Here is a 26,912-nt window from a genome sequence, read left to right as displayed (position 1 = left end):
TCAAGTACCTGGACACACAGGCGCGGCCGGCACAGTGGCTCGCCTCGGCCGTCAGGGGCGAACGCCGCCTGGGGCGCGCGGCAGCAACACGACTGCGCGCCATCGGGGTGATGGTGCCGGGCCAGGCGAACCCGGACGCGAACCTGGCTGCGCTGCGCGCCTACCGTGCCGAACACGGGCACGTGGACGTACCGACCGTGTACCGGACTGCGGACGGAATTGCGCTCGGATCGGTGCTGGTGGAATTGCGTCACAAGCGCCGCCGGGGGCGGTTGTCCGCAGACCGGGTTGCGGCCCTGGAGGAGCTGGGGGTGGATTGGTCTCCGAAGGAGAGCGTGTGGGTGGACTTCCTCGCAGCCTGTGACAGGGGGAGGCCCCCTCGTCCTGGCCGACCGCGCCTACCAGGGCGCCGGCGCTACCTTCCGCACCCCCTACTACCACCACCGCGAACAGCCCGAGCACTACCAGCAGTTCAACCGGGACCACGCCCGGCTGAGAGCTCCTGGCGAACGCGCCTTCGCACAACTGAAGACCTGGCGAATCCTCCGACGAGCCCGATGCTCCACCCGCCGTATCGGCACCATCGTCCAAGCCGTCCACACCCTACTGACCTGCGACTACAGAGGATGAAAGAGGCTCAGTAACGTCTCGTGACGGTTCGTGATCTTCGGTCAGGTGGTGCGGCCGTGCTCCGGATGGAGCAGGACGAGGGCGGCTCGGGCAATTCGGGTGATGCTCCCGGGGTCGAGGCTGACCCGGCGCAGGGCCTTGAAGGTGACCTTGGGCAGCGCGTTGGCGCACTCGGAGACACTGTGGACGCCACGGATCACCTTGCTGAACGTCTGCTGCTCGGTGGTGAGTTGGCGGCTTATGCGGCCCGAGCCAACTCGTCCTCTTCGAGATGAGCACGCGTACTCATGGCCATGTCAGCATGCGACTTTAAGTTGACGTCATGCCCCGAATAGCACACACTGCAGCCGCCCTCGCTCTGGGCGCACTCACCCTCACCGCCTGCTCCAGCACCTTCCCGGCCACCACCATCGAGACGGACAAGGTCGCCTCCGTACCCGAGGGTGGGGACGCCGACAATCCGCAGCTTGACTTCATGAAGCTGTCCCTCAAGATCACCGACGGCTGCCCGTCGCTGGACGGCACCAAGACCGGTAAGTCCCTCGGCCCCAGCGACGTCCCCACCGTCCCCCAAGGCCCCTCCAGCAAGCCCACCGGCAAGCCCGGCGACCGCCTCCCCTTGCCCGTCGACCCCGATTCCGCCGATCCGCCCGCCACCGACGACCCTGTGCCGCCCATGCCCGACGGGAACATCCTGAAGCCGGTCACGCTCACCAAGCCCGAGGCCTGCTACGCGGACAGGTTCGCCGCGCACGTCACCACCGCCCTCAAGGGCACGGGCGAGAACGCCGCCGCGGTGCGAGCCACACTCAAGCGCGCCGGATACCCCGACGAGCGAATCGTGGACATGAAGCCCGAAGACGGCTCCTTCCGCGTGCGGATCGACCTGCGCGAACAGGACACCCGCGTCGCCCTCCAGGTCGTGCACGTCGGCACCAGCGGCACCGTTGTGGAAAAGTTTGGCGCACAGCCCACAGCGCCCCTCAAGGACGTCCGGTACATCCCGGAGCTGGCCGAACCCCTGACCTGAGACCCCGTGAACGAACTGATCGTCGGGGACGGATTCGAATCGGCGAAGCGACGTGCACGGCCAGGACCTCTTGGTAACAACTGCGGTGTCGAAGCCCAGTCCCGCCAAGAGGTCCCGTCATGCCGTTGCACCCCGCTGCCGCCCCGAAGCGGGCCCGCCAAATCCGGAGGACCGGTCCTCACCAGTGTCCGGCCGGACTCCTCCACGTCAGGGTCGTACGCCCGCCGCTCGCCCGGCGGGTGGTGAAGGCAGCCATGCGGGTGCGGCTGGACAGGGCACGACCGTTCCACTGCCAGGCGATCGGGCGCCGTCTGCTCGTTCGGCGTCAGCGACTCGAAAGACCGGTCAGGTCCCGCACCATCACCGCGTAGTTCGGGCTGTCCGCAAATGGCCGCCGACTCCCCACCCTGCGGTACCCCCAGCTTCCGTACAGGTCCACGACCCTGGGGTGACCCGGGTCGACAAGCAGTACGGCAAGGGCCTCGACCCGGTCGGCGAGCAGAGCTTCGTGCAGCTGCTCGGAGACCCCCGTCTTCCTCCAGCGCGGGCGCACCATGGACACGTCCGCGCCTTCGCCGAAATCCTCACCGCCCGCTCCGGCCAGCACCTCAAAGGCTGGATCACTGCCACCCGCGCCGACGATCTGCCCGGACTCCACACGTTCGCCACCGGCCTTGAGAGAAGGACTGGGACGCGGTCGTTCAGGGCCTGACCACCTGCTGGAACTCCGGTCCGGTGGAAGGCCGGGTCAACCACATCAAGATGATCAAGCGCCAGATGTTCGGCCGGGCCAAACTCCCACTCCTCCGCAAGCGCGTCCTCCTCACCGCCATCCGCCTGGCCGCACAGCCAGTAACCACAACCGGACAGGTCTAGTGATTCTTGAGAGCGACATAGAGTGACTCTCTCGACAACCCGGCGGGAGTACGCCATGGAGATCACCGTCCAGTGGATACGGACGTCCTGGACGAAGGAGTCCCGGGGAGGGGAAGCTGCTTCGCGCAGGAACGCGACCCCGATCGGCTTCGCCCTCCTGCCTGCCGAGACCACCACCTCCGCACACGTGATTCGCATGCATGAGCGTGACGGCTTCAAGCCCTATGTCACCCAGGAAGACTGCGGAAAAGTCGATGTCCAGCTTCGGGAAGCCGACGGACGGCTGCGGGTCTTCCCGCGAGTCCAGCCCATGTTTGCCCTGCCGCCCCGGCCGCGACGGCCCCCGGCAGTGCGACTCGACCCCGGCCAGTGGGTGCGCTGGCAGCTCAACTACCGCTTCAGCAGTGCACTGGGGATCCGGGGTTGGTCGTACTGGCTGGACACGTTCAATATCGCCTACGGCCCGGTAGACGCCGATGTGTTCCTCTCCACGCCCACCGTGTCCATCGACGAACAAGGACCGCTCCGATAACCCCGTCCTGAACGTCGACGACGGGCCCAGATGACGTTGCGTCACGGAGGCCGAACCCCGTTGATCGGCCTCACGGAATTTGTGCCTGGTCCGAGTTGGGTTCTGGCTCAACTTCTGTGGAGCTTGGCCGTATGCGCCCGCGCCCGCGTCGGTCAATGGACTGACATGCTGAATTCCATCGTTCGGAGTTCCAGTGCACCGATCATCGAGCTGACACCACAGAAGTTGAGCCAGAGCCGGTTCTCGTGAACAAGGCCAGGGGATGGCGCCACGGTCACCTGCCACGGCCCCGGTACCCCGTACTGGGCTTGATCCGCTTTGACGGACATTCGAGATCTGGGGTTCTGCCCCGGGAGGATGTCCATCATGGAGAGCATGGGGAAGAAGAAGCCTCGCCGCCCTCGTCGTTCGTTCACGCCGGAGTTCAAGGCCGAGATCGTCGGTCTGTGCCGACGAGGTGACCGCTCGGTCGGGCAGGTCGCCAGAGACTTCGAACTGACCGAGACGGCGGTGCGGGACTGGGTGAAGCAGGCCGAGGTCGACGCGGGCGAGCGCAACGGGCTGACCAGCAGCGAGCGCGAGGAACTGGCCGCGTTGAGGCGGGAGAACCGCCGGCTGCGTGAGGATGTCGACGTCCTCAAGCGGGCCACAGCTTTCTTCGCGAAGGAGACCCGGTGACGGTGCACCCGTTCATCGAGGCGGAGAAGCGCGCAGGTCACAGCGTCAAACGGGCGTGTGAGCTGATGAAGGTCTCCCGGACCGCCTTCTATGCCCGTCGCTCCGGCCTGCCCGGACCCCGCGCGTTGCGGGATGCCGAGCTGACCGAGCAGATTCTCGAGGCCCATGCGAAGTCCCGCGGAACCTACGGGTCCCCGCGCGTGCATGCCGTGCTCAAGCGCGAGGGTGCCGGGTGTGGCCGTCGTCGTGTCGCACGACTGATGCGGGCCGCCGGGCTGCAGGGCCGGCACTGCAGACGACGGCACGTGACCACGATCCCCGATCCCAGGGCTGCCTTCCGTCCCGACCTCATCGTCCGGGACTTCCAGCCCGACCGCGCCGGGCTCGATGCCCGCTGGTGCGGCGACATCACGTACGTCCCGACGGAGGAGGGCTGGCTCTATCTGGCCACGGTCATCGACATCGCCTCCCGGCGCGTAGTCGGCTGGGCAACCGCAGATCACCTGCGTACCGAACCGGTGGCCGAGTCGCTGACAGCCGCCTGCCGGCAGCGTCGCCCCACCCACCCCGTGATCTTCCATTCGGATCGCGGCTGTCAATACACCAGCCAGCAATTCGCTTCCCTGGCAGCCCAGTTCGGGGTCAGACTCTCGGTCGGCCGCACCGGCCAGTGCTGGGACAACGCGCTCGCCGAGTCGTTCTTCTCGACCATCAAACGCGAACTGCTCGGCACCTCCGCCTGGCCCAGCCGGGCCGCCGCCCGAACCGCGATCTTCGATTTCATCGAGGGCTGGTACAACTTGCACCGACTGCACAGCAGCCTCGGCTACCTCAGCCCCGCCGAGTACGAGACCGCACTCACAGCCTGACCACCACACCAATGGTGTCCGTCAAAGCGGAACAAGCTCAGTCGGTTGGGAGCCCGTGCCAGGCGTGGGTAAGCCCTGAGTGCCGCCCGTCCTCTGACACTCACTACCGAAACGCACGCCCGCGCCTATACCTACGACAAACTCGGACGGCTCACCCGAGCAGACAACACCGCTCCCGACAGCACCTGTACCCGACGGAACTACAGCTTCGACGGCAACAGCAACCGGACCGCGTTGGCCATTGCCGCAAGTGCCCCCGGCGCGACCTGCACCTCCACCGGAGCGACGACCACCACCAGCGGCTACGACAGCGCGGACCGGCTCATCGCTACGGGCATCGTCTACGACGCCTTTGGCCGCACCACCCAGGCCCCCGGTGTGTCCGTCGGCTACTACGCCAACGACCTCGTCCGGCAGCAGACGGCCGGCGCGAACCGCCAGACCTGGAACCTGGATGCAGCCGGACGCCTAGCCACCTGGACCACCGAAACTGACAACGCTGGCACCTGGAGCACTACCGGCGCGAAGACCAATCACTACGGTGGCAACTCCGACAGTCCTGACTGGATCAAGGACGACACCTCGGGCGCTATCACCCGCAACGTCCGAGGCATCAGCGGCTCCCTGGCGGCCGCCACCACCGCCACCGGCACCACTGTTCTGCAGCTCACCAACATCCACGGCGACGTCACCGTTCAACTCCCGCTCGACACGTCCATGGCGTCGGTCGCCTTCGCATACGATGAGTTCGGCAATACCGAGAGCGAGACAGCAGCCAGCCGCTACGGCTGGCTCGGCGGAAAGCAACGCTCCACCGAAACTGTCACAGGCACCATCCTCATGGGCGTGCGCCTCTACAATCCCGTCACGGGACGTTTCCTCAGCCCCGACTCCGTGTACGGCGGAAATGCCAACGCCTATACATACCCAGCCGACCCGGTCAACAAGTTCGACCTGGACGGCCGCAAGGCAATCGCAAAATACAATAAAACATCATTCAAGTGCAGCACGTGGAGCTGCACACTGAAACTGAGCCGAAAGAAGACCGACCGGCTCATCGACACTCTGGCCGGGCTTCCCAAGCTCGGTGCTGTTGCCGCTGCGATCGCGACCCTAGCCGGAGGGGTGTCCCCGGGAAGGGCGATGCTAGTGGCAGCCGTTGTCTGGGCTGCTGCAGAGTTCTACGCCTGGTACCTGGGATACCTGCTGAAGTGGTATCCGAAGCGAGGAACCAAAATAGTCGCCTACTACCACTGCTACGGGTGCAACTATGCCTGGCATCAATAATATTCGTAGTTCCGACCTCCCGGAGGTGTGTTGTGTCTAGAAAACCCGTCCTTTCTTCACGGGAAGGGAAACTGTCGCTTCTCTTTCTCGCAGCTGCTGCCGCTGTATGGATTTGGGAGCTCACACGAACGTGGCCCACGTGGCGTGAAGGTGGCGCTGGAGGAGCCGGACTGATCGATGCCGGATGGATTCTCCTGATCGCATCCGGAGTATTCGCGCACAAGCACCATTGGACATGCATACGGAACGAGCATGTCCCTTCGGAGAACAATTGATGTAGCACGTGGCGCGCTGATCCCCTAACACGATAGTTGCGCCCTACTGGGCGGGGCGGAGCGGAGCACATCCGCTCTGCCTCCGCTCATTGAGCCCGGCTTATTATATGTGTGTGGAGGAGATTGCGTACGACGGTGTCGATCTGCTCTACCGCAGGCTGCATGCGAAGTTCCGGGCCACTACATACCGCGCAGCCGGGCAGCGACTGCGCGCATCCTGGGCGCGCTTCCACGCCAGCCAGGACACCAGCAGTCCTGACCCCGAACCCCCCTGACCAAGGGGTAGCGCGGGCCACGGGGATTCGCCCGTCGCACGCTGTACTGCAGGAAGCCCTCACCACTGATCGGTGAGGGCTTCCTGCTGTGCCACGGCGGGCGGCCGTCCAAGCCGTTACGCACGACCGCTGGCCGGTGCGCGGCGGTGATGTCAGTCGCCGGTCTCGTGGGGGAGGCCGTCGTCCAGGACGATGCGGATGGTCTGGCCTTCGCCGTCGACGCCGGTGAGTTCGGCGGCGATGCGGTTGTAGGCGGTCGTGGCCAGCGCCCAGTCCGCCTCCAGCGGGGTGGTGGCGTGCCGGGTGTCCCACAGCTTGATCAGCAGACCGATGAGGGAGCGGCCGGACAGGACCGTCTGGACGCGTCCTTCCTTGACGTCCTCGACCGAGGGCGGGGTGCGGAAGTGATCGTGGTCGACGGCCAGGGCGGTGAGCCACTCCCAGGTGTCGCGGTGCGCGACCAGGTCCACGGACGCCACCCCGGCCGCCTTCAGCAGCAGGACACCGTGGTGGACCCGCGGGTCCTCGCCACCGGTCTGCGCAGGGGCGGACGAGGGTGCAGCAGGCGTGCTGTTGCCCTGGTAGGCGGCCTGGATCGCGTGCTTGAGAGCGTCGTCCTGGCCCCGGCGCTCCGGTCCCGGTTCGGGCTGCGGCTGCTGCTGATTGCTCTCCATGGTTCCCCCCTGGGAGTCGGTGTCGGATGAGCGTGGCTGTGCCGCTGTGGCGGCGGGGTCGTCGCCGGGTTCGAGACTGTGTTCCGGAGCCCCAGACGCCACCGGCACCGGTGCGCCGGCCTCAACGTCGGGTTCGGGTTCGTCAGCCGGCTTCTGGAGTTCCGCGAGAGGGCGGAGGGTGTCGGCGAGTTCGAGCAGCTGGCGGAGCTCGCAAACAAGGCGCGTCCGACGCCCGCCTCCAGGAGATCGCCGCCGAAGCACTCAAGGAGGTCTACTTCCAGGACGGCGGCCGCCGCGCCGGCTCCCTGGACGAGGTCAGGTTCACGGACATCGAGCACCTTGAGTTCGACCTGTAGCAGCCCCTCCGTCCGGACAGCCCGCGAGCCCTCGGACCGCTACTGGTCCGGGGGCTCGGTCGCGTATCGGCTTGCCCCGTTGGCCAGTTGATGCTTGCCGGGGTGGGCGATGATGAGCCAGTGAGTTTGGATCTGAGTAACTACGAGCTCCGCTGGCCGGTGCCGCTGTTCGCGTCCGAGGGCGAGCGGGTCCTGCGGCATCCGAACAGATGGTGGGAGGACCAGGCGCTCTGGCTCCTTACGGAGGCCTTCGCCGGTACTACGGTTGTGGCCGACTTCGAGGAGCTGCCCAACCGCCCCGCGCCCTCGGACGACCCGTGGGCCAGCACCACCCCCGGCTGGGGGAAGCGGCAGGGGATGGACAAGCGGGACTGGCTCACAGAGCTGGTCGGCCGCGCCTCCGAGCTGCGCCGTGCCGTCGCCCCGCGGCCGTACTGGCCACAGCGGCAAGGGCGCGGCCTCTCGCACGACGGCAGCACCCCACGGGATTCCCGGCGCGACTTCGAACGGATCATCAGCAACTTCGCCGACAGCGGCTACCTGGTGGAGGTCTTCGGTGAGGAATGCGTCGACGACTCTGCCGAGCTGCCGGACGCCTCGCGGGTGATCGAGCACCGCCTGGGCATCCCCGGCCTGTGGCCCCTGACCCCGGTCACGTGGGACGAGGACACCTTCTTCGGGCTGATCGAGGTCTTCCACGACTTCGTCAGCCGCCCCCGAACCCGCCGCTACCACTCCTACAGCGGGTGCGGCTGGCACCACTCGGAGTTCCACAACGGGCCCGCCCGCATCCTCTACCGCAGCAAGGTCAACGAACTGCTCCGCGAGGCCGGCATCGAGTATGAGCTGGCCGCCGAAGGCGAGGACCTCGGGCGACTGGTCGCCATCACCGACGACGCCCGCAGCGCACTGGTGCACCAAGCACTGACCGGCAGCGCCCCGGACATCACGGCCCGGGTCCGTCACGCCGTCGCACTGTTCCGCGGCAGAGACGCGGCGGCGGAGGGCAAACGATCGGCGATCGTGACCCTCGCGGGCATCCTCGAGGAACGCCGGTCCCTCCTCAAGGACCAGCTCGGCAAGGACGAAGGAGCCCTCTTCGAGATCGCCAACCGCTACGACCTGCGCCACCGGAAAGCAGACCAGCGCGGCGACTACGACGAAGCGTTCCTGGACTGGATCTTCTGGTGGTACCTCGGAACGGTCGAGCTCACCAACCGGCTCATCGCGTCACGGACCGGCGACTGATACTGGGGCCCGCCCAGGGATTGAGTTCCGTCGGCCCAATGCTGATGAAGCCTGGTGCGGAAGACGAAGGCATTCAAGGAAGCTGTTGCCGAGACGCTCGCAGGGGGTTGCGCAGGGGCGGGTCGAGCGCAGCAAGCAGGGGCGTTCGGTCTTCTACACCTCCATTACCGCCGCGGCCCCGCAGAGTCCCGATCCCGCGCAGTCGTAGACGGCCTTCGGACCGGGGTGGTGGCAGAGCCGAGTACCCGGAAGGGCAACAAGGCGCCTGGCAGGGGGTGTTGCTCGTAGTCATCCGAGCACATCCCCGAGCACCTCACGGTCCCGGCGAGAGGCTCGCCCCCACCGGCCAGCCTGGGCGGCAGTCCTCGGCACGGTCAACGACCGCTACTACAGCAGTCTCCTCGATCTCGGCGCGAGCTGGGTGAGTTGAGGCAGAAGGTTGCCGTTGCGGTGGTGCAGTGTGCAGCGTGGGGGCCAAGGGCACCAGCGACGGCTCGAAGTCGGCGTTCAGGCTGTCCGGTTCCAGGGGAGGCCATCGCCTGCAGGGGCTGGCTGCTGGTCTCGCCGGGCCCTAGATCCTGCGCGAGAGCGCACCGGCCGCCGACACCATCGTCGTCCCCGCCGGCGCGATGGCTGGCCACAGCGTTCGCCCGGTCCTGGGCATGAGTCCGTCTGGGAGGCCAGCGGCACCCGCCTAGCGTGTAGTGCGGGGCGGGTGCCGTGCAGGCTCATGTCAGGCGGGGGTGATGTTCTCCGCCTGGGGGCCCTTCTGGCCCTGGGTGACGTCGAAGTTCACCTTCTGGCCCTCCTGGAGCTCGCGGAAGCCGGAGCTGGCGATGTTGGAGTAGTGGGCGAAGACGTCGGGGCCGCCGCCGTCCTGCTCGATGAAGCCGAAGCCCTTTTCCGAGTTGAACCACTTGACGGTTCCACTGGCCATTTTGCCCTCCAAGGGGACTCGAAGTCGGACCCGCACCTTGCGGGATCCGGAGGTGATCGCCCTGGTCCTCAGAGACTTTGAACAGCAGAATCGCCCGTGCGCACATGCTCACGGGCGACAGGTACTTCGGAACCATGACAGCTGAGACAGACGCTACACCGACAGCTCCCCCGCCACCACGAAACGCTGACGAGACGAGGGGGATTCTGCCTACCAGCAGCCTGGCCGGGCGTCGGTCGGGCGCGGATCAGGACGCTGTGGTCGCGGGCGACCGTGATCGCCGCGTGAACCCGGCTGAAGGAGCGGCCGCACGAACAGTGGTCAGGGTCGGCGGGCCCTCGGCGTGATTTCTGTTCGCGGCGGCGGTCTCGCGGAAGCTGTCAACATGAGTCCGGGCCACCTCCCGGGTGTACCTGTTCCGTGGTCACGCTGGTGTAGGGGACCAGAGTGAGGGCGGCGGCTATGGCGGAAGGGTGGGTCCGTCGACGTTCATCGCCTTCACGCCTTGAGGGGCCTTAGACGCCGCCGTCCTGGGCCGGCCGGTCACACCGGGACGCCGTTCTCCTGACAGACCGTCTCCCCGCGCTCGCGAGCGGCCACGCACGCCTCCACTCGCCTCGCGAGCAGCGTGATCAACCGCTCACGAACCTGTTCCAGCCCGACGAACTCGAAGGCCCGGAGCTCCTCGTCCTGCAACCGGATCCCGGCGACCTCCTCGGGGTCCAGGACGCCACCGTCGAAGATGGTGACCATGCCCTCGCTGCGTCCCGGCCGTGGGCCGACCCAGTCGATCCCGATCAGCTTGCCCGGCTGCCGGACCAGCCCGAGTTCTTCCCACACCTCCCGCACGGCGCCGTCGCGGGGCGACTCGTCCCACTCCACGGCCCCGCCGGGAATCTCCCACGGGGTCTTATAGACCGGATCGACCAGCATGACGCGGCCGTCCGCGTCGAAGAACAGCACACCGGCCGCCACCCGCCTTCGCGGCAGCTTCCGGTCGTACTCCGACAACTCGCCTGCAGGGTCTTTCGAAGCAGCAGTACTCATGCCAAGCGAGCCTAGACAGCTTCAGCCATCACACCGGCTCTAAGCACCCCACTCGCCGCGATCGGCTGATTCCGTCCGACACCCCGGCCGCCGGGAGTAGGCCGCACAAGCTGTCGAGAACCAATAGACGGCCCCCGCCCAGCGGGTGAACTCCCGGGCGGGGGCATCCGCGTTTCGGGTGGGCTTCTACCCCATCGACGAGTAGTCCTGCGGTGCCTTGCGAAGAATCGCGAGCATCTGATCCGCGGTCAGCTTCCGGAAGGCCGGCGCGGACGCGCTCGCGATCTTCCGGAACAGAATGTCGGCGGGGACAGACGGCAGGCCTGCGAAGAGAGGATACGCGTCCGCCCCGGCGCCCTCGCTGAACTCGCGGTGCAGCAGCCACACCGTCTCGGCGAACATGGGGTAGTTGGTCTCGTGCTTGCCCCACAGGCACCGCAGCGCGTCGCCGCCGAAGTCCCGGTTGATGAATCCCCAGACGTACGCCATCTCGGCCGTCTTGTCCGGGTACCCGTCGTCGTTCAGGTACCGGACCCAATCGTTCAGGAGATCCCAGCGCAACGCGTTGACGATCATCCCGGACGGTGCCTCACTCAGTCGTAAGTCAACGGCGAACTCATCATTGAAAGTCATCCGACGACCCTAGCGACACGCGCCGCCGTCCCGCCACAGCGCCCGCCCGCAGTGCCGGTTCGTCTCGGCCGGTGACGGGCTGCACGGCGCACGTCGGCCAGACATCTCAGCACCCTGACTTCGACAGGGAAGATGAACCCCCGCCAGACCGGACCGTGGTGACCGAGGCCGCCGCCCCGCTCCGGGTCCGACCCGAGAGGTAGCTGTACCTCGCCCCTTGGAGCGGACGGGGTGAGCAGCGCAGCGTCAGGGCGGCGGACTCTGGCTGCACGGTGCCGCTGTCGGCCCCGGGCACGGCCTGGTGGCCGTCGGTACCCCAGAACGCGTGGGCGAGGAAGTCTGATCACCCGAGGTGGCCTCCGCCGCCGCCCGGCTACTCGGCCGGCCCCGGAGCGGGCAGGGCCGCGCCCGGAGGGCGCCTGAGGGCTACTGGTCCAGGCTGGACGGTCACGGGCGGTCGGAGAGGACGCGGTCGTGGATGTCGAGGTAGCGGGGCGTGAGGGATCGCCAGGAGTAGTGAGCGTGGGTGAACTGACGGGCTGCTTCGCCGCGGCGGGTGAGCTCCGCTGGGTTGGCGAGTGCCTGTTCGATGGTGGCGACGAGGTCGGTGAGGTCGCCGGGGGCAGGGAACTACCCGGTCGCCCGGGGGCCGGTGGTGGAGACGTAGCTGAGTGGGCCGCCGCTGGCGGAGGCGATGACGGGAGTGCCGGAGGCCATCGCTTCGAGGTAGATCAGGCCGAAGGGTTCGTTGACGGAGGGGGCTGTGAGGAGGTCGGAGCAGTTCAGGCCGTCGACGAGGTCGTAGGGGCGCCAGCCTGCGAAGAAGACGTCCTCGGTGATGCCCAGGTCGAGGGCAAGGGTGTAGGGGTGGGTGCCCTCCCATTCGCCGGGGTTGCCTCCCAGGATCAGCAGTGCGGGGCGGACGTGCGCGCGGTCGCGTAGGGCGACCATGGCCTGCAGCAGGAGGTTGAGGTGCTTGAAGGCGAGGAAGCGGCCCATCCACAGCAGAAGCGGGCGTCGGCGGCCCTGGTCGTCGTGGAGAAGGCGGCGGACGTCGGCGGCGGTGTAACGGATGCTGCCGGGTGCCTCTCCGGCAGCCCAGCCCTGCGGGTCGTCGACGAGCCACTGCGTGAGGATCTTGTGGCGGTCGGACTCGTGGAAGGCTGCGGGCGAGGTGAAACGCTCGGTGTCGACGCCGTTGGGCACGATGTCGATCCGGCTGTCGGGGATGCCTCCCAGTGACTGGGCCAGGGCGCGGTCCTGCTCGGAAATGACCACGGTCCGGGCGCTGGTACGGGCGTAGCTGCGCAGGCGGTCCACCCAGTGCCTGGCGTGGGTCCACATGTGCCAGCGGTCGGCGAGCAGCGCCTCTGCCTCGTCGAGAGCGGGGGCGCCCACGGTCCGGCTGATGCGCCGGAGGGTGGAGCGGGGGGCCTCGCGGTACTGCTGGCCGAGCTCGGCGGCGGACAGCCCGAGGGCGTCGGCGAGCCGGAGGCGGCGTTGGGCGTTGGCGAGGAACTTCAGCTCGGTGCCGTGCAGGGTGGTGACCACGGGCACGTCGTCACGGCGGGCGATGCCGTGCAGGGGGGTGAGGTGGTGCAGGTGCAGCACGTTGCCCGCCCCTGCCCGGTGGGCGGTCAGGTGGCGGCGCCAGTAGTCCTCGATGGCGTTGGCGGTCCGCGGGGCGACGGCCGCGAAGACCTGGTCGGGGACATCGACACGGTCCTCGTAGCTGGGGTGGAGGGGTATGGCCTGGGCGAGGGCGTCCTCGCCCAGGGCGTGGGCGGCTGCGGCCGGGTTGTAGTCGGAGACAATCAGTGGCAGGCCGTCGTAGAAGGTGGGGGCGTGGGAGTACGCGCCCGGCTGTCCCAGGGAGCCGGCGAAGATTCGGGCCGGGCGGTCGGCGGCGAGCGTCTGCTCGGTGAGGTTCTTGACGACGAGGGAGGATCCGCCGCGGGGGTAGAAGAGGATGCCGTGGTCCACGGCCCTGTCAGTGCTCACGGAGTTGTCTTTCCTTTGGTGGGTGTGCGCTGTTGGTGAGGGACGCGGGTGGGGGACGGCGTCGCGGTGGCCGACGGCGTACGGATCTGTGGCGTGCGGCGGATCAGGCGGTGCAGTCCGGCGTGGATCCGCTGGGTGAGGGGCTGGCCTTCGAGGCGGGCTGTGCGGGGTGACGTGCTCGTCCGGGTCAGGTCGTGCTGCGGCTTGCGGGAGCGGGGCCCTTGCCGGGCGGGATCACACCTTCACGGGCTTTTCGGCCGGGATGCCGAGGTTCAGGGGCCCGGGCACGGGCCGGGTGGGTTCGTCGGGCCGCCCGGCGGCACCCGCAGCGGGACGGGCCCATTGCCACGTGCGGCCGATCCACGGCTTCGGGGTGGGGCCGGCGGTTCTGCGCAGGCAGGACAGGCGGTGGTCCGCTTCGGCGCGGACTTCAGGGCTGACAGTGGCGTGGCGTAAGGCGAACAGGGTGGCGCACAGGGATCGGATGTCGCGGATGACGTGGTAGCCGGGCCAGGTGGTGATGTCGTGGCCGTAGACGTGGGCGAAGGCGGTGTAGTCGTCGGAGCTGGCGCCGAAGAGGTCGCGGTGCCAGGCGGCGGTGGCCTGGTCCCATTCGCGGTGGCCGATGGAGAGCCGTTCCCAGTCGATCAGGAACGTTCCGGCCGTGGTGCCCGTGGTGTTGCCGGGCCCGGCGTCGCCGTGGATGACGCAGCGGGGAGTCGGCCAGTCCAGGGCGAGCCACAGCTCGCGGAGTTGGGAGGCGTGAGCCGTCAGCCAGTCCTTCTCCTCGGGGGTGGCGTGAGCGGCGGCGATCTGGGCGCGGAAGCGGGCGAAGGGGTCGTGGGAGGGGAGGCGGAGGTCGGCGGCGGCCGGGAGGTTGTGAAGGGTCCGGAGCAGCCGGGCGGCGTCGGCGGGGTTTGCCGGGCCGCCCGGGCCGAGGTCGGTCCAGAAGGTCACGGGGCGCCCGGCGGCCACCACAGGTTCGGGCCGCCTGGGCAGGGAGACGGGGATGCCGTTGCCGTAGAGCCAGTAGGCGCCGCGGATCTCGGTTCGGGCACTGTCGATGGTGCCCGGCTGGTGGACACGGGCGATGATGCCGGCGGTCAGGCGCCAGATGCCGTTGTCAAGGGCACGGATCAACTGGGCCTGGGAGGCGTCGAAGCCTGCGCGGAGGCAGGCTTCCAGGAGGGCGGGGAGTGTTCCCTCGCCGCTGTGCGTGAGGGTGCTCATCGGGTGTGCCTCCCTGATCGGGTGGTGGGCAGGGTGCTTGAGGTGTGCGGGTGCGGTCGGCGCCGCGTCTGCGGGCGGGCAGCCGCTGGGGTGGCGTGGAGGATCTGGCGGGCGGTGTGGAACATCTCGGCGCCGTTGGCGTTGGCGGGGAAGCGTTCGACGACGCGGTGATGGACGTGCTGCCGGTAAGCCAGCGTGGTCAGGCCGTCGAAGACCGTCATGTCGAGCTGCTGCTGGGAGGCGAAGCAGGCCAGGGCGGCACGCTTGGCGGCCAGGAGCTCGGGGGTACCGACGAAGTAGAGGTTCGGCTCCAGATTCCGGCTGTAGGGAGAGCGGAAGTGGATCAGGTCGGCAGCCTCGCGCAGCGCGACGGTGGTGGCCTCCTCACCCGTGACGGCGTGGTCCAGGTGCTGGTCGTCGGGGTAGTGGGTGTAGACGAGGTCGGGGCGGTCGGTGGCGAAGGTGTCGAACAGAGCCCCGTTGATGGCACCGCGGTGGTCGGTGAAGCGGGTGTCGGGGATCGAGGAGAAGGTGTAGTCGCTGACGCCGAGGACCTTCGCGGCGGCCAGGCATTCGTCGCGACGTGCAGCGCCGTCGTCTCCGTCGGTCGGCCCGGCGCTCAGGCAGTGCACTCGGACGCGGTCGCCGGAAAGAACGTGATCGCGGATGCGCATGCCCATGGCGAGTTCGGCGTCGTCGGGGTGAGCGACGACGACCAGGACGGACCGCACGGCCCGGTAGGTGGTCAACGGGACTCCTCGGTGGTGGTGATCTTCATGGCGCTGTGCAGGCGGCGGCCGTCAAGGCCCTGCCAGCGGAACGGCTCGTGCGGGTGGCGGGGCCAGCGCAGGTAGTGGAGGCTGCCGACGGCGTCCACCGGTCCGCGGCCGTTCCGGTAGGCGATCTTGGAGGTCTGGCCGCCGTCGAGGTGGAACACCGCTGCCGGGTCGTGGCCGGCGCGCTCGCACAGCTCCGCGGCCTCGCGGGCGGTGACGCCCTGGAACCCGGAGGCGAGAGGCGCGCCGTCCAGGACGGTGAGGGTCAGGCGCCGGTCATCGACGGCGAGGAGAGTGCGGGCGTAGCGGGCGTTGGGGCGGAACGGGCTCGTCCCCAGGTTCTGGTCCCAGGCGGGGGTGCGCCCGGCGGCGGCGTCAGCTGCGGACGGCCCCAGAGAGAGGGCGCTGTCCACGTCGGCGGCGGCGAGGGAGTCGATCTGGGTGACGTGGACGGGTGCGCCGAGGGCGAGGTGGCTGGGCCACGGGCGGTGGCTGCGTAGGACGTGGGCGCCGACGAACAGGTCGGCGCCGCCGCCGGGGTGAAGGGCGGTGATCCGCGCTCCGGTGGGGGTGGTGGTGACGGTGCAGTCGAGCGCGAGCGGGTCGCGGGGGGTGGTGTTGGTGGCCGGGTCGGTGTCGCGGCGGAAGCCTGTGCGGGCGTCGTCGTGGTAGCGGATGCGGCAGTTGGCCGCGCCGAACACGGTGAGATGGCCGGGAAGGGGCGTGGGCGGCGGGGGTTCCTTGGAGCCGGACCAGATGTGCGGGTGCCCGGCGATGGTGAGGGTGCCGGTGGCGGCCACGGTCCGCACGAGCGGGCGGCCCCGGTGGATGAGGAGGGCGGGCTTGGTGGTGGTCGGCAGGCTGGCGACGTGCTGGTCGCGGACGGCGAGGTCGAGGCAGGGTTCGGCGGGCTGGTAGTCGGGGTCGTCGGAGATGTAGGCGAAGGCACCGGAGACCGCGGCGACGGCAGGGCCGGTGACGAGGTCACGCAGGTGGAATCCGGCGCGGGAGGAAACGGGCCGGACCCGGGCGCGGTCGAGGTCGACGGTGAGGGTGTAGGCGTTGGTGAGGCATCCGTCTGGGAGGTGGACCGGGCGGGCGGTGAGGGCGACGCCCGGCGCGGGGTGCCGGGTCCAGAGCGGGGTGGGGCGGGCGAACGCGCTCTGGTCGTGGGCGAGGGACTGGATATCGGCCAGGTGGATGCCGCGGGCGCCCAGCTCGGCGAGTGAGACCCGGTCCGGGTGGCACCCGGACGGTGTGACGGGGACGCTCATCCGGTCACCACCCCAGCGGCGGTGTCCAGCACATCGGGGACGGTGAACGCCCCGGCGTCCAGCAGATGACGAACGCGTCGGCGCAGCCGATCTGCGGTGCCGGGCGGGGCAGTCGGCGGATATGGGACCGTACGCGCTTCCAGCCGGTACAGCAGGATCCCGGCGGTGACCGTGGCGAGGAGGCCGTCGCCGCGCCAGGGGCGGGGAGGGGAGGGGAGGCTGTAGGTGTCGAGGAACACGGTCGCGAGCGGGCGCAGGTGTTCGGGCCGGGTGATGTGGTGCAGCACCAGGTGGGCGAGGAGGTAGCCGAGGTCGAACAGCGGCGCTCCGGTGTGCACGTTGTCGAGGTCGACGAACGCAGCTCTCCCGGCGGCGAGGCTGAGGTTCTTGGGGCAGGTGTCCCCGAGGATCAGCTGCTGTCCGGGGAGAGCGTCCAGGTGACGGCACGCGTCATCGAGGGCGCGGTGGCCGGCGGCGCGCAGGCTATAGCCGTAGGCGTGCTCGGCGCGGAACCGGTCGTCGCCGTCACCGTCACGCAGCGGCGGCAGACCGGTGGTCGCGTGGTGAATGCGGGACAGAGCGGTGCCCAGACGTCTGCATTCATCGGCGGTGGCGGGCCGCTGATCGAGGTGCTCGCGCCACGAGCGGCCGTCGGGGAAGACGTCGGTCATCACCATGGCGTGCGCGGCGGGCAGGAACGCCAGGACCTTCGGGAACAGGTCGGGCAGCAGACGGTGGTGGAGGGTCAGGGCCCGGTGTTCGATGGCGATCAGTGCCGGGTCGGTGGCGATGTGCGCAAGGCGGGCGAAGCGGCGGCCGCGGACCTTGACGATCACGCTGCCGCTGTCGCCGGACACGCGGAAGACGTGGCTGACGTTTCCGCCGGTGCATGACTCCACACGGGTGGGGCGCCCGGTGTGGAGGCGGCATGCGGAGAGGACCGGACGCAGGTGCGGGCCCAGGAGTGCGCCCATACCGGTGGGCTGGGTGAGCATGGCGGTCGACGGGGCGGTCATCGCGTGGCCCCGAGGGTGGTGAGCGAGCGTTCGGTGCGCTCGGCGGGGAGAGCTGTGCGGTGGAAGTCGAGCACGGCGGGGGCCGTAGGCCGCCCGTCGTTGGCCGCACGGCGGGCCATCGACAGGTAGGCGGCGGCCATCAGGCGGGCAGGGCGCCGGTGATCGGCCAGGTCCGAGGCCAACTCCGACCGTGGGACACGGCCGTTGAGGTGGGCCAGGAACTCGGTGACGGCGCAGGTGCGGGCCGAGCGCTGGGTCGGCAGCACCGTGCTGTCGCCGCCGCCCTGGATGAGGTCGGTGAAGTGGAGCGGCTGGTGCCGCTGCCAGTCGGGGCGCGCCTGGTTGTTGCGGAAGACGTGGAGCTCGATGTGGTCGGCGCCGCCTACCGCACGCGGGTCGATCCCTTCGTCGTCGCCGTGGAGGGTCTGCAGGACCTGCAGATGAACGGCCTGGAAGGGCCCCTGCTGGACGATGTGGGTTTCCTGCCCGATCCGGCCGTTGCCCTTGTAGAGGCCGCCGGACACCGGGGGGAGGGGCCCGCGCTGGGAGAAGCTGGTGTGGGCGAGGCTGTGGTTGCCCAGCGCCATCACCCGGCCGCGGTGGCGGTAGGCGACATTGAGGAACACGTCGACCTCGCCATGCCCGGCGGTGAGCCCAAGCAGATCCTGCTCCGTGTACGGGTTGCGGTCGGCGAAGGCGGGCAGCAGCCGGCCGTGGTCGGCGACGGTGAGCTGGGCGAGAAAGTCGGAGGGCCTGGTGCACGCGGCGTGGACCTCGATCTCGTCGATCTCCTTGCCCGCGCGTTCGCCCGCGGCCAGCCACCACGGCACGGTGTCGAAGTGGTGGTAGCCGGAGTGTGCCGCCTTGCCGTAGCCGCGGTCGAAACCGTGGTAGCCGAGGTCGACGAGTTCGTCGGGCAGCCGCCACTGGCCATCGCCGTGGCTGGACTGGACGGAGGTGACCGGACAGTTCGTGGCCTCGGCGACCTCGTCGATCAGCTCCCGAACCCGGCGGAACGCGGGGTGCCAGCGACGCTGGCTCAGCACGCTGACCACCATCTTCGGGTGGCGCCGCCGCGCGGCCCGGTAAGCGCCCAGCAGGGTATCGAAGTCGTCGGCGATCGCCTGCGCGGCCGCCGGATCGGTGGACGCGCCCGGATGAACGGTCAGCGGCTTGTCCAGCAGCACGGGAAGTCCCCGCTCCACCGCCCACAGGGCGTAGGGCAGGTGGACGGACGGCTCGGTCGCCACGACCACCGCACCGATCCGCTCCCGGGCGACCACGTCGTCCAGTACCTGGCGCACTGCGCCCGGGAGGGCCCGGTGGGAGGCGGGGAACGGCTGGACAGCGATGACCGGCATCCGTCTCGGCCGGCCGGGCGTGCCGTACTCCACCGAGCAGGCCGCCGCGTGGGGGAGATCGAGGCCGGTGACGGTTCCTGCGAGCCCGGCGTCCTGGGCGGCGGCGAGCGCGGGTAGGTGGTTGAGGCGGGTGTGCGGACCGACTCCGATGACCAGCACGTTCACAGTGGTGCTCACCGGCCCACCCCCACGGCGAGGCTGCCGGCGCCGAGCAGCGGCAGAACGCCCTCCCCGACCTCGTACGCCTCCTCCAGGTGCGGGAACCCGGACAGGATGAACTCCTCAATGCCGAGCTCTGCGTACTCGCTGATCCGGTCGGCGACTTCGCGGTGCGAGCCGACCAGGGCGGTGCCCGCCCCGCCGCGCAGCAGCCCCACCCCCGCCCACACGTTCGGCCACACCTCCAGGTCGGAGGTCCGGCCGCTGTCCCGGAAAGCGGCGTGCAGGCCGCTCTGGCGGGACTGCCCGGTGGACTGGCTGCCGGTCAAGGTGGCCTGGACCTGGGCGACGTGGGCCGGGTCGATCCCGGTCAGCAGGCGCTCGGCGGCGGCCCACGCCTGCTCGGTGGTGTCGCGGGCGACGACGTGGAACCGGATCCCGAACCGCGGCGACCTGCGCCCGGCGTCGGCAGCCAGGTCACGGATGCGGTCCAGCTTGGCGGCGACGTCGGCGGGCCGTTCACCCCAGGTGAGGTAGACGTCCGCGTGCCGGGCGGCGACCGGGGCGGCCTCCGCCGACGAACCACCGAAGTACACTCCGGGCAGCGGGTCGGGGGGTGAGAAGACCGCCGCCCCGCGCACGTCGTAGTGCGCGCCCGTGTGGTCGAACGGCTCGGGAGCCCAGGCACCGCGCAGGACGGTCAGCCACTCGTCCGTGCGCGCGTACCGGGCGGCCTTGTCGAGGTGATCCCCGAAGCGGGCCTGCTCGGCGGGGTCTCCGCCGGTGACGACGTTCAGCAGCAGCCTGCCCCCAGACTGCTGCTGGAAGGTCGCGGCCATCTGCGCGGCGAGCACCGGGGATATGGAGTCCGGTCGCAGCGCCACCAGGAACTTCAGTCGCTCCGTGGCCTGGGCCAGGGCTGAGCAGGTGATCCAGGGGTCCTCGTTGAAGGTGCCGGCGGGGGTGAGGATCGCGTCGAAGCCGGTGTGCTCGGCGGCCAGGGCGATCTGGGTGAGGTAGCCCAGGTCGGGGGAGCGGTGCCGGTCGGCACCCGGTCCGGCGGTCGCGGCGGTGTCGTATCCGGGGCCGTGGGTGCCGCGCATCCCGGTGGTCAGGGTGCGGCCGTCGCTGCCGGTCGGCAGGAACCAGTGGAACTTCAGGGAAGTCACGGGGTTCTCCTGGTGGTCAGTCGGAGGTGAAGTCGCCTGCAGCGCGGGCGGACAGGCGGTCAAGGAGCGGGCCGGGGACCGCGATGGTGCCGCTCGAACGGGCGGCTGCTTCCAGGGCGCGGCCCCGGTCGCCCGGCATCCGCCAGGTGCCGTCGGCCGCCGCCGCGGCCCGCAGCTGGTCGCCGAGGCGGGTGTTCGCGGCGGCCGCGTCGTGGTCCGGGTCGGCGAACGTGGGGTCGAGGGCGATGAAGGCGTAGCCGGTGCCCCAGGTGGAGTCGACGTCGCTGCCCATGGGGAAGCCGAACAGGGACCCGGTCAGGGCTTGCAGGAGCAGGGACAGTGCGAAGCCGCGGTGGTCGCCGAAGACGACCGCGGAGGAGGCGGCGTGCGGATCGCGGGTGGTGCGGCCCTCCGCGTCGACGAAGCACCGCTCGGGCAGGAGGCTGCCCGAGCGGCGGTGCTCCCACAGCACGCCCATCGGCGCGAGGGTGGTGCCCATGTCGGCGCTCAGGGGCTCGCCGAGGGTGGGCAGCGCGAAGGAAAGGGGATTGACGCCGAGCACCGCAGTGGCGCCGCCGGCCGGGACGGCCTCGGCCCGGGAGGTGTTGGCGGCGATACCGATCAGGCCGTGGGCGGCGATGGCCTCGGTGAACGTGGACAGGACACCGTAGCGCTGGGTGTTGATGACCCCGACCAGACCGACACCGAAACGGCGGGCCCGCTCGATGGCCACGCTGGTCGCGAACTCGGCGCTGAGCGGTCCGAGCTCGCGCTGGGCGTCAATGACGGCGAACACGCCACGCTCACGGACGATCTCAGGCGGCCCCTGCCGCTCGGGAAAGAAGCGGGACTCGAAAGCGAACTTCGCCAGACCGTGGGAGCGCTTGCCACGCAGTTCTCCCGTAAGGAAGTGATCGGCCACTCTGCGGCCCGCGCTGTCGGGAACGCCCGCGGCCCGGCAGGTGCGGACCATCAGGTCCGCGAGTTCGGCGATCGGCACCAGTACGACGCCCGGTTCGGCCGGCGTGGTGCGGCGGAGCGAGGGAGCGGTGTCGGACATAACTCTCCCGTTCTGGACATGGCTAGGTGGAGCCGGGCTCCGGTGAGGCCTCGGCCTTGGTTGGTGGTGACACATCGGGTGGGGGAGTAGCGGCAGGCGGCTGGTGCGGGCTACGGCCGGTGGACGGCCATGCGGTCGAGGACGAGGTGGCCGCGCGCAACGAGTTCGTCGAGGTTCTTGGTCAGGCCGGTGCGCAGGTAGGACACGCCCAGGCGAACGGTCAGCAAGTGCAGCAGCCGGTCCTCGATGTCCGTCAGAGGACGGCCGTAGCCTGTGAAGTACGCCTCGCGCAGCTCCGGACGGACGGACCAGACGGCCCCGAGCAGCCATACGAACTCGGACGCGGCGACGCCGTGCGTGGCCGTCGCAAAGTCGATCAGACCGTGAGCACCAGTGCTCTCGTCGTACAGCCAGTTCCGGGTCTCGTAGTCGCCATGCCGGTAGACCAGCGGCAACTGCTCAGCGAGACCCTGAAGTTCCTGCGAGGCGGCCTCGACCAGAGCGAGCCGGTCGGCGCCCAGATGCGGCGCAACATCCCGGAGACAGTCGGCGGCCTCGCGGGCCTTGTCCTCCATGTCGGAGCGCACCGCCGCGCGGTCCGCACCCGTGCCGGGAGCGGACGCATCGTGCCAGCGACGCAGCAGACGCCCGGCGTCCTCGTACAGACCCAGCTCGGCACCGAGCTCCAGCGGCAGGTCCCGCACCACGCGTCCGGGCAGCGGCGAACTGAGAATCGCACCCAGGTCAGCGCTGCTGGCCAGCAGCCGCGGCGCCTGCGTCACACTCAGGTGCGCCGCGGTGAAAGCGTATCCGGCCACCTCGCGCTCGAATTCGAGGGCGCTGGGACTGATCTTCACGTAGGCGTCCCGCATCCCCGCCCCCACGTGCCACACGCGGGAGGTGCTGCGCGGCCAGGAACGGTCCTCGCACGTGTCCAGGCCGGGCAGATGGGCGGCGACCCAGTCGCGCAGCGCGGGAGGAAAGGGCTTGGCGGTCGTCATCACATTGGTCTCCGAACAGACGTGGGAAGGGGGGATCCCTGGGTGGATGCACGAGGCCGGTCTCAGTTCCCGCCGGTCTAACGGCCGGAGGAGGGGTGGGGTGAGCGCCTGCAGGTCAGAAGTAGTCGGCCAGCCAGGGCTCCCGGTCGGCGGTGGTGGCCAGCAGCCGGCCAATGGCGGAGCTCTCCCCGCGCACACCGGCCATCGCGGCGGCGGCCGGAGTGCGGTAGCCGCCGGCGTACCAGAGCGCGAACTGCCCGCTGGTCAGCGTGACGTCAGCAGTACGGCCGCGCCGCGCGCCCCCAGGGGCAAGGCGGGCGCTGCCCGCGCTGACGTTCAGGGTGTACCGGCTGGAGCCGGCGCCGCCCGGGCCGCCGAGATCGAGCACGATCTCGTCGTCCACGTGGCCGGGCCAGCCACGCAGCTCGACGGCGCGGACCGGATCCAGGACACGCAGCATCCACGGATGCCAGGACCTGGCCCTCGCCGCTCCGACGCTCGCCAGGCGCTGCTGCAGCAGCGGTCCGGGCGGCAGACCGGTGCGCTCGAACAGCACGGTGGCGATGCGTCCGTGGTGCCGGCCGAGGAAGGCGAACATCGCGTCGGCGACCACCGCGTCGGCGGCCCAGAAGTCGTGGACGACCAGCTGCCTTCCGTCCGGAGTGTGCTGGGTGACAACCGTCAGGACGCCGCCCGGGTCCCGTCCGTGCTCGGCGAACGCGTACGTTGCCAGACCCGGATGCTGTTCCTGCTGCCAGGAGCCCCACCACCCGGGGCGCTGCCACGGGCCGTTCCACCGCCCGGCCAGCCCATCACGCAACCGTTCCAGTTGCGCGGTGTCGCCGTGGGCGATCTCCACGGTGTCGGCGGCCGGGTGCTTGAGGGCGGTGGTCGGCACGGTCCAGGAGAACACCTGGGACGGGGACTCCCAGCCCAGGCGCCGCACGTAGCCGTTGGACGACGTCCACAGCGTGGCGAGCACCGCACCCTTCTCCTGCACGGCGCGCACCCGCTCGGAGACGAGACGGGCCGCGAGGCGGCCGCCGCGCTCCTCCGGGGCGACGCACCCGCAGCCCATACTCGCGGCAGGTACCGGCCGGCTGCCGAACCACTGCGGCACCAGCAATCCCATGCCCCCGGCGACGACCCGGCCGCCGCGCACCGCCACGCGCCGGTCCGCATACGGGCCCAGGCGGGTGATGTCGGGCACCGGCCGGCCGTACGCGCGGCCGGCCAGAGCGTCGTACTCCTCCCACTGGCCGTCGTCGGCCTCGGCGAACTCCACATCCATGAATCGGCCCCCGTTCTAATAGCCGGTGGCGTCGCGGACAACGTCCGGGTCGGCGGGCACGAAGAAGGTGCGGGTGCCGGTGACGACCAGCTCGCCCCTCTGGTTGAACCCGGCGACCTGGCACGTGACGATGCCCTGATCGGGGCGGCTGCCCGAGCGCCGGGCGGACAGGACGGTGCTGCGCGCGGACAGGGTGTCGCCGACGTGGACGGGCGCTGTCCAGCTGACCGCGTCCAGGGCGATATTGCCGGTGGTCATGCCGCTGGTGGAGCGGACCGTCATGCCGAGCACGATGTTCAGGGTGAGCATCCCGCACACCAGGACCTGCGGGTGCCCGGTACGGCGGCAGTACTCGGTGTCGGAGTGGACGGGTGCCTCGTTGCCCATCAGCGCGAGGACCTGCACGTGCTCGGTCTCGGTCACCGTCCGAGCGGGCCGGTGCTCGATGACCAGGCCGGGGACGAGGTCGTTGAGGCCCAGGCCGACGACCTCCCTGATCCGGCCGTCCTCCACCGGACGGAACCCGGCCGGGACGGACAAGGGCTGCTGCTTCTGCATATCAACTCGCCTTCGGCGTCAGGGAGGTGGTGACGTTGTGGCTCGGGCGGGCCCGGCGGGCGACGGTGCGGGCTGCCTCGATGAGAGGCGGCCCCACCATCGCGCCTACCGCCGTCGTGATGGCGCCGTCCGCCCTTTCGGCCGCGGCGAGTACCGCCCGGGCCTCCGCGACCTCGTGGGGGCTCGGAGTGAACGCCTGAGCGATGGTGTTCAGCTGACGCGGGTGGACGGCGACCTTGCCCGCGAAGCCCAGCTCGACCGCCTCCAGCGCGTCCCGGCGCAGCCCGTCCGGGTCGTCCAGGAAGAAGTACGGCGAATCCACGGCCGGGAGCCCAGCGCCGGCCGCCGCTGTCACCAGCTGGGAGCGCGGGTACCACATCGCCCGAGAAGTGAGCCGACACCCGGCCGCCGCCGCGTAGTCGGCGGCGCCGAACAGCACACCCGCCAGCCCCGGGGTACGCACGATGCCGGGCAGAGCCAGAACACCCTGCGGGGACTCGACCAGCGCCCAGACCTTCGTCGCCGAGCCTGCCCTGCGTACGGCCCGCACCACGGCGGCGATGTCACGGCCCGATTCGACCTTGGGCACCACGACGAGGTCCGGCCACAGACTCAAGTCGGCCATGGCGACGACGTCCCGCAGCCCCTCGGCGCTGTGAGCAGCATTGATCCGCACGCCCAGCAGCGGCCCTCCGGCGCGTCCCGCATGGGCCCCGGCGAAGCCGAGCACGGCATCCCGGGCATCTGCTTTGGCATCGGCCGGCACCGAGTCCTCCAGGTCGAGCAGCACGACATGGGCGCCGGAGCCGAAAGCCGTCCTGAACCGCGCGGACGCGACTCCGGGAGTCACCAGCCAGGTCATGTTCCCGGGCCCGACGGGCGCGTGTGGGGCCGCTGATGCTTGCGGAAGCGACTTCTGCATCTGCGGAACTCCTTTCGTGACACATCTGCGCACAGCGGCGGACCGGAGCGCGTGAATGAAGGAAGCAGCAGTAGCGGCAGGGGCCACACAGGCGAAACATGGGACCGCTCGCTGATGTGCACGAGTGTCGATCAGAAGTGCCAGACCGGATAGAGAGTTCCGGGAGTCCCGCGGGAGTCCCGGTCCGTGCACTCTCGTACACAACGGAGCCGCCTCTGCCAGGATTTGAGGGTGGACGAGATCGCACCGCACCCGCTTGCCGCGGCACGAAGAGCCCTTGGGCTTGACCGCGTGCAACTCGCGAACCGTATTCAGGCCGCCGCCAAACGCCGTGGCATGCGATCTGGTACGGACAAGACCCGCGTACGGAAGTGGGAGGTAGACGGCGTCACACCCGATGACCTCTCCCAGACCTACATCGCCGAAGCGCTCGAAGTTGACGCCCCAGGGCCCGCATCCGCGCCTTGGCCGCACTGGCTCCCGGGCGCCGGCGGCCGCGACCGGCCACACGGGGGTGTCGTCGAGCTTGGCTCCACCACCACTGTTCCCGCTCTGCGAGAGGCTCTCCAAGCCACCATGGACCATTCACGTCGCGTCGTCGTCTCCGCGATCTCCAGTACCGCACTGCTCGGCCTGGCCGGCGCCTGGGCCCACGCCGAGCCGCACACTCCCGCATCAAAGGGGGACCGGATTGCTCCCCTGGCGCCCGGCGATGATCTGCTGACGTCCCTGGAGCAGGCGACGAACCTGTTCACGAGCCAGCCCACCGAGGCCCGGCAGCACACCGCGCACGTCCTCAACGCCCTCCTCACCTCGGTCAGCGACCTGCTGGAAGAGGGACACCACCGGGGCGAAGCCAGAAGGCGGCTGCACGTCCTGGCCGCCAAACTCTCCCAGGAACTCGGCTGGCACCGGTTCGACACCTACCGGCACGAAGAAGCTGCCCGATACTGGATCGGTGGTCTGCACAGCGCCCACGCACTCGGCGACAGCGACCTGGGCGCCGGGATCCTCAGCGACCTCGCCTACCAGGCGTCCTGGCGCAACCGCCCCGAGATCGCCGCGCACATCCTGCGCCGGGCCCTCACCCGCACCAGGCACCCCGCCGCCCAATCGCTTCTCCAACTGCGCCTGGCCCGAGCGCTCGCCGTACGCGGTGAACGGGGTGCCACACTGCGCGCCCTCGCGGCCGCGGACCACCTCCTCGGCGCGCCGTGCGCCGATCCGGTGCCCGACTGGTGCAAGTGGCTGTCCACCGCCGACCTCGCCGTCGATTCCGGACAAGCGCTGCTGGACCTCGGTGACACACGCCGAGCTCACCAGCTCATCCGCGAGGGCCAAGCGGCACTTCCCGCAGCCCGGATCAAGACGTACGGCGTCTTCCAGATCTATCAGGCCCGGTCCTACCTGGAACTGGGAGAACCGGAGCAGGCCGCCGCCGCGGCGACCGAAGCCCTCGACCTGGCGCTGCGGATCGGCGCACCGCGGTGTGTGCAGCTCGTCCGTGAACTGACACCGCGGTTCGGACATTTTCCGACGGCTGAAGGCGTTCCCGAACTCCTCGCACGCACGGCTGCATAGCTGCATAGAGGCCCCGTCGGGGCTGCGGGCTGCCAGGTTGCTGCCACCCCGGGCCTGCCGGCACGGCGGTGGAACCCAGCGGCCACTGGGCCGCGGCAACAACCGCTCCAGGCGTCGCCCGCGCTTTCCCGGGCTACAGGCGGCACGCCAGCCGGTGACGTCGCCG

25 protein-coding genes and 4 pseudogenes are annotated in these 26,912 nt (G+C 69.8%); 12 read left to right on the top strand and 17 right to left on the bottom strand.

Features of this window, described 5'->3' with window-relative positions:
• Positions 1-110 precede the first annotated feature (110 nt).
• Positions 111-311, top strand: a pseudogene (locus ACK8N7_RS00660) (helicase associated domain-containing protein); the annotation flags it as partial.
• A 67-nt stretch (positions 312-378) separates the two neighbouring features.
• Positions 379-630: pseudogene (locus ACK8N7_RS00655) on the top strand (transposase family protein); the annotation flags it as partial.
• A gap of 41 nt (positions 631-671) precedes the next feature.
• Here the strand turns inward: ACK8N7_RS00655 and ACK8N7_RS00650 are convergent.
• Positions 672-863: pseudogene (locus tag ACK8N7_RS00650) on the bottom strand (IS5/IS1182 family transposase); the annotation flags it as partial.
• Positions 864-952: 89 nt separating this feature from the next.
• Between ACK8N7_RS00650 and ACK8N7_RS00645 the strand changes: the two are divergent.
• From ACK8N7_RS00645 to ACK8N7_RS00615, 7 genes are all read left to right on the top strand, one after another.
• Positions 953-1,660, top strand: a complete 708-nt coding sequence (locus ACK8N7_RS00645) for a hypothetical protein (protein ID WP_500440359.1) — start codon at positions 953-955, stop codon at positions 1,658-1,660.
• A gap of 448 nt (positions 1,661-2,108) precedes the next feature.
• Positions 2,109-2,372, top strand: a complete 264-nt coding sequence (locus tag ACK8N7_RS00640; protein ID WP_403218764.1) for a hypothetical protein — start codon at positions 2,109-2,111, stop codon at positions 2,370-2,372.
• A gap of 219 nt (positions 2,373-2,591) precedes the next feature.
• Positions 2,592-3,068, top strand: a complete 477-nt coding sequence (locus ACK8N7_RS00635) for a hypothetical protein (RefSeq protein ID WP_500440358.1) — start codon at positions 2,592-2,594, stop codon at positions 3,066-3,068.
• A 366-nt stretch (positions 3,069-3,434) separates the two neighbouring features.
• Positions 3,435-3,746: an IS3 family transposase gene (locus tag ACK8N7_RS00630; protein WP_032774357.1), complete on the top strand. Its 312-nt coding sequence runs from the start codon at positions 3,435-3,437 to the stop codon at positions 3,744-3,746.
• The gene (locus ACK8N7_RS00625; protein ID WP_500440357.1) at positions 3,743-4,615 is read left to right on the top strand and encodes an IS3 family transposase; all 873 of its coding nucleotides are present in this window, start codon (positions 3,743-3,745) and stop codon (positions 4,613-4,615) included. The genes ACK8N7_RS00630 and ACK8N7_RS00625 overlap by 4 nt, the downstream gene beginning before the upstream one ends.
• A gap of 234 nt (positions 4,616-4,849) precedes the next feature.
• Complete coding sequence (locus ACK8N7_RS00620; RefSeq protein ID WP_500440356.1) at positions 4,850-5,902, top strand: RHS repeat-associated core domain-containing protein; 1,053 nt, start codon at positions 4,850-4,852, stop codon at positions 5,900-5,902.
• A gap of 388 nt (positions 5,903-6,290) precedes the next feature.
• Positions 6,291-6,452, top strand: a complete 162-nt coding sequence (locus ACK8N7_RS00615) for a hypothetical protein (protein ID WP_500440355.1) — start codon at positions 6,291-6,293, stop codon at positions 6,450-6,452.
• Positions 6,453-6,604: 152 nt separating this feature from the next.
• Here ACK8N7_RS00615 and ACK8N7_RS00610 read toward each other — a convergent pair whose 3' ends face one another.
• Positions 6,605-7,126, bottom strand: coding sequence for a hypothetical protein (locus ACK8N7_RS00610; protein ID WP_500440354.1), 522 nt, complete (start codon positions 7,124-7,126; stop codon positions 6,605-6,607).
• A gap of 206 nt (positions 7,127-7,332) precedes the next feature.
• Between ACK8N7_RS00610 and ACK8N7_RS00605 the strand changes: the two are divergent.
• Together ACK8N7_RS00605 and ACK8N7_RS00600 are read left to right on the top strand one after the other, a co-directional pair.
• A pseudogene (locus ACK8N7_RS00605) lies at positions 7,333-7,482 on the top strand (telomere-protecting terminal protein Tpg); the annotation flags it as partial.
• A 120-nt stretch (positions 7,483-7,602) separates the two neighbouring features.
• Entirely contained in the window at positions 7,603-8,730 is a 1,128-nt protein-coding gene (locus tag ACK8N7_RS00600) for a hypothetical protein (RefSeq protein WP_500440353.1), read from the top strand.
• Between the two features lie 733 nt (positions 8,731-9,463).
• Here the strand turns inward: ACK8N7_RS00600 and ACK8N7_RS00595 are convergent.
• From ACK8N7_RS00595 to ACK8N7_RS00525, 15 genes are all read right to left on the bottom strand, one after another.
• Complete coding sequence (locus ACK8N7_RS00595; protein ID WP_010982331.1) at positions 9,464-9,667, bottom strand: cold-shock protein; 204 nt, start codon at positions 9,665-9,667, stop codon at positions 9,464-9,466.
• 543 nt (positions 9,668-10,210) lie between these two features.
• Positions 10,211-10,714, bottom strand: a complete 504-nt coding sequence (locus ACK8N7_RS00590; RefSeq protein ID WP_500440352.1) for an NUDIX domain-containing protein — start codon at positions 10,712-10,714, stop codon at positions 10,211-10,213.
• A gap of 186 nt (positions 10,715-10,900) precedes the next feature.
• Positions 10,901-11,290 (bottom strand): hypothetical protein, encoded by a 390-nt coding sequence (locus ACK8N7_RS00585; RefSeq protein WP_500440351.1) that lies wholly within the window; start codon positions 11,288-11,290, stop codon positions 10,901-10,903.
• Positions 11,291-11,977: 687 nt separating this feature from the next.
• On the bottom strand, positions 11,978-13,348 hold the full coding sequence (locus ACK8N7_RS00580) for a glycosyltransferase family 4 protein (protein WP_500440350.1): 1,371 nt from the start codon (positions 13,346-13,348) through the stop codon (positions 11,978-11,980).
• 234 nt (positions 13,349-13,582) lie between these two features.
• Positions 13,583-14,578, bottom strand: a complete 996-nt coding sequence (locus tag ACK8N7_RS00575) for a phosphotransferase (RefSeq protein ID WP_500440349.1) — start codon at positions 14,576-14,578, stop codon at positions 13,583-13,585.
• Complete coding sequence (locus ACK8N7_RS00570; protein ID WP_500440348.1) at positions 14,575-15,327, bottom strand: PIG-L family deacetylase; 753 nt, start codon at positions 15,325-15,327, stop codon at positions 14,575-14,577. Before ACK8N7_RS00570 ends, ACK8N7_RS00575 begins: the two co-directional genes overlap by 4 nt.
• Positions 15,324-16,628, bottom strand: coding sequence for a phosphodiester glycosidase family protein (locus tag ACK8N7_RS00565; protein WP_500440347.1), 1,305 nt, complete (start codon positions 16,626-16,628; stop codon positions 15,324-15,326). The genes ACK8N7_RS00570 and ACK8N7_RS00565 overlap by 4 nt, the downstream gene beginning before the upstream one ends.
• The gene (locus tag ACK8N7_RS00560; protein ID WP_500440346.1) at positions 16,625-17,644 is read right to left on the bottom strand and encodes a phosphotransferase family protein; all 1,020 of its coding nucleotides are present in this window, start codon (positions 17,642-17,644) and stop codon (positions 16,625-16,627) included. Before ACK8N7_RS00560 ends, ACK8N7_RS00565 begins: the two co-directional genes overlap by 4 nt.
• On the bottom strand, positions 17,641-19,182 hold the full coding sequence (locus ACK8N7_RS00555) for a Gfo/Idh/MocA family protein (protein ID WP_500440345.1): 1,542 nt from the start codon (positions 19,180-19,182) through the stop codon (positions 17,641-17,643). The genes ACK8N7_RS00560 and ACK8N7_RS00555 overlap by 4 nt, the downstream gene beginning before the upstream one ends.
• Positions 19,179-20,324, bottom strand: a complete 1,146-nt coding sequence (locus ACK8N7_RS00550; protein ID WP_500445635.1) for an LLM class flavin-dependent oxidoreductase — start codon at positions 20,322-20,324, stop codon at positions 19,179-19,181. The genes ACK8N7_RS00555 and ACK8N7_RS00550 overlap by 4 nt, the downstream gene beginning before the upstream one ends.
• A gap of 25 nt (positions 20,325-20,349) precedes the next feature.
• The gene (locus ACK8N7_RS00545; protein ID WP_500440344.1) at positions 20,350-21,393 is read right to left on the bottom strand and encodes an Ldh family oxidoreductase; all 1,044 of its coding nucleotides are present in this window, start codon (positions 21,391-21,393) and stop codon (positions 20,350-20,352) included.
• A 110-nt stretch (positions 21,394-21,503) separates the two neighbouring features.
• Positions 21,504-22,394, bottom strand: a complete 891-nt coding sequence (locus ACK8N7_RS00540) for an aminoglycoside phosphotransferase family protein (RefSeq protein WP_500440343.1) — start codon at positions 22,392-22,394, stop codon at positions 21,504-21,506.
• A 115-nt stretch (positions 22,395-22,509) separates the two neighbouring features.
• Positions 22,510-23,685 carry a GNAT family N-acetyltransferase gene (locus ACK8N7_RS00535; RefSeq protein ID WP_500440342.1) on the bottom strand — a complete coding sequence of 392 codons (1,176 nt, stop codon included), beginning with the start codon at positions 23,683-23,685 and terminating at the stop codon, positions 22,510-22,512.
• A 15-nt stretch (positions 23,686-23,700) separates the two neighbouring features.
• A complete protein-coding gene (locus ACK8N7_RS00530) occupies positions 23,701-24,243 on the bottom strand; it encodes a MaoC family dehydratase (RefSeq protein ID WP_500440341.1) in 543 nt (180 codons plus the stop codon).
• A gap of 1 nt (position 24,244) precedes the next feature.
• Complete coding sequence (locus ACK8N7_RS00525) at positions 24,245-25,165, bottom strand: HpcH/HpaI aldolase/citrate lyase family protein (RefSeq protein ID WP_500440340.1); 921 nt, start codon at positions 25,163-25,165, stop codon at positions 24,245-24,247.
• 186 nt (positions 25,166-25,351) lie between these two features.
• Here ACK8N7_RS00525 and ACK8N7_RS00520 point away from each other — a divergent pair, with 186 nt between their 5' ends.
• The gene (locus ACK8N7_RS00520) at positions 25,352-26,746 is read left to right on the top strand and encodes an NsdA family TPR-like regulatory protein (RefSeq protein WP_500440339.1); all 1,395 of its coding nucleotides are present in this window, start codon (positions 25,352-25,354) and stop codon (positions 26,744-26,746) included.
• The last annotated feature ends 166 nt before the right edge of the window (positions 26,747-26,912 follow it).

The sequence above is a fragment of the Streptomyces griseobrunneus genome (assembly GCF_046713465.1).
GTDB classification, from domain to species: domain Bacteria; phylum Actinomycetota; class Actinomycetes; order Streptomycetales; family Streptomycetaceae; genus Streptomyces; species Streptomyces microflavus.
The sequence above is the reverse complement of the archived record's forward strand: the minus strand, read 5'-3'. Positions and strand labels throughout refer to the sequence as shown.

Bases quoted from the DNA above. Each gene is read 5' to 3' on its own strand.
- ACK8N7_RS00590 (WP_500440352.1), bottom strand. From the start codon at position 10,714: ATGAGTACTGCTGCTTCGAAAGACCCTGCAGGCGAGTTGTCGGAGTAC.
- ACK8N7_RS00635 (WP_500440358.1), top strand. From the start codon at position 2,592: ATGGAGATCACCGTCCAGTGGATACGGACGTCCTGGACGAAGGAGTCC.
- ACK8N7_RS00645 (WP_500440359.1), top strand. From the start codon at position 953: ATGCCCCGAATAGCACACACTGCAGCCGCCCTCGCTCTGGGCGCACTC.
- ACK8N7_RS00565 (WP_500440347.1), bottom strand. From the start codon at position 16,628: ATGAGCGTCCCCGTCACACCGTCCGGGTGCCACCCGGACCGGGTCTCA.
- ACK8N7_RS00610 (WP_500440354.1), bottom strand. From the start codon at position 7,126: ATGGAGAGCAATCAGCAGCAGCCGCAGCCCGAACCGGGACCGGAGCGC.
- ACK8N7_RS00540 (WP_500440343.1), bottom strand. From the start codon at position 22,394: ATGACGACCGCCAAGCCCTTTCCTCCCGCGCTGCGCGACTGGGTCGCC.
- ACK8N7_RS00535 (WP_500440342.1), bottom strand. From the start codon at position 23,685: ATGGATGTGGAGTTCGCCGAGGCCGACGACGGCCAGTGGGAGGAGTAC.
- ACK8N7_RS00525 (WP_500440340.1), bottom strand. From the start codon at position 25,165: ATGCAGAAGTCGCTTCCGCAAGCATCAGCGGCCCCACACGCGCCCGTC.
- ACK8N7_RS00575 (WP_500440349.1), bottom strand. From the start codon at position 14,578: ATGAGCACCCTCACGCACAGCGGCGAGGGAACACTCCCCGCCCTCCTG.
- ACK8N7_RS00530 (WP_500440341.1), bottom strand. From the start codon at position 24,243: ATGCAGAAGCAGCAGCCCTTGTCCGTCCCGGCCGGGTTCCGTCCGGTG.
- ACK8N7_RS00595 (WP_010982331.1), bottom strand. From the start codon at position 9,667: ATGGCCAGTGGAACCGTCAAGTGGTTCAACTCGGAAAAGGGCTTCGGC.
- ACK8N7_RS00630 (WP_032774357.1), top strand. From the start codon at position 3,435: ATGGAGAGCATGGGGAAGAAGAAGCCTCGCCGCCCTCGTCGTTCGTTC.
- ACK8N7_RS00545 (WP_500440344.1), bottom strand. From the start codon at position 21,393: ATGTCCGACACCGCTCCCTCGCTCCGCCGCACCACGCCGGCCGAACCG.
- ACK8N7_RS00585 (WP_500440351.1), bottom strand. From the start codon at position 11,290: ATGATCGTCAACGCGTTGCGCTGGGATCTCCTGAACGATTGGGTCCGG.
- ACK8N7_RS00560 (WP_500440346.1), bottom strand. From the start codon at position 17,644: ATGACCGCCCCGTCGACCGCCATGCTCACCCAGCCCACCGGTATGGGC.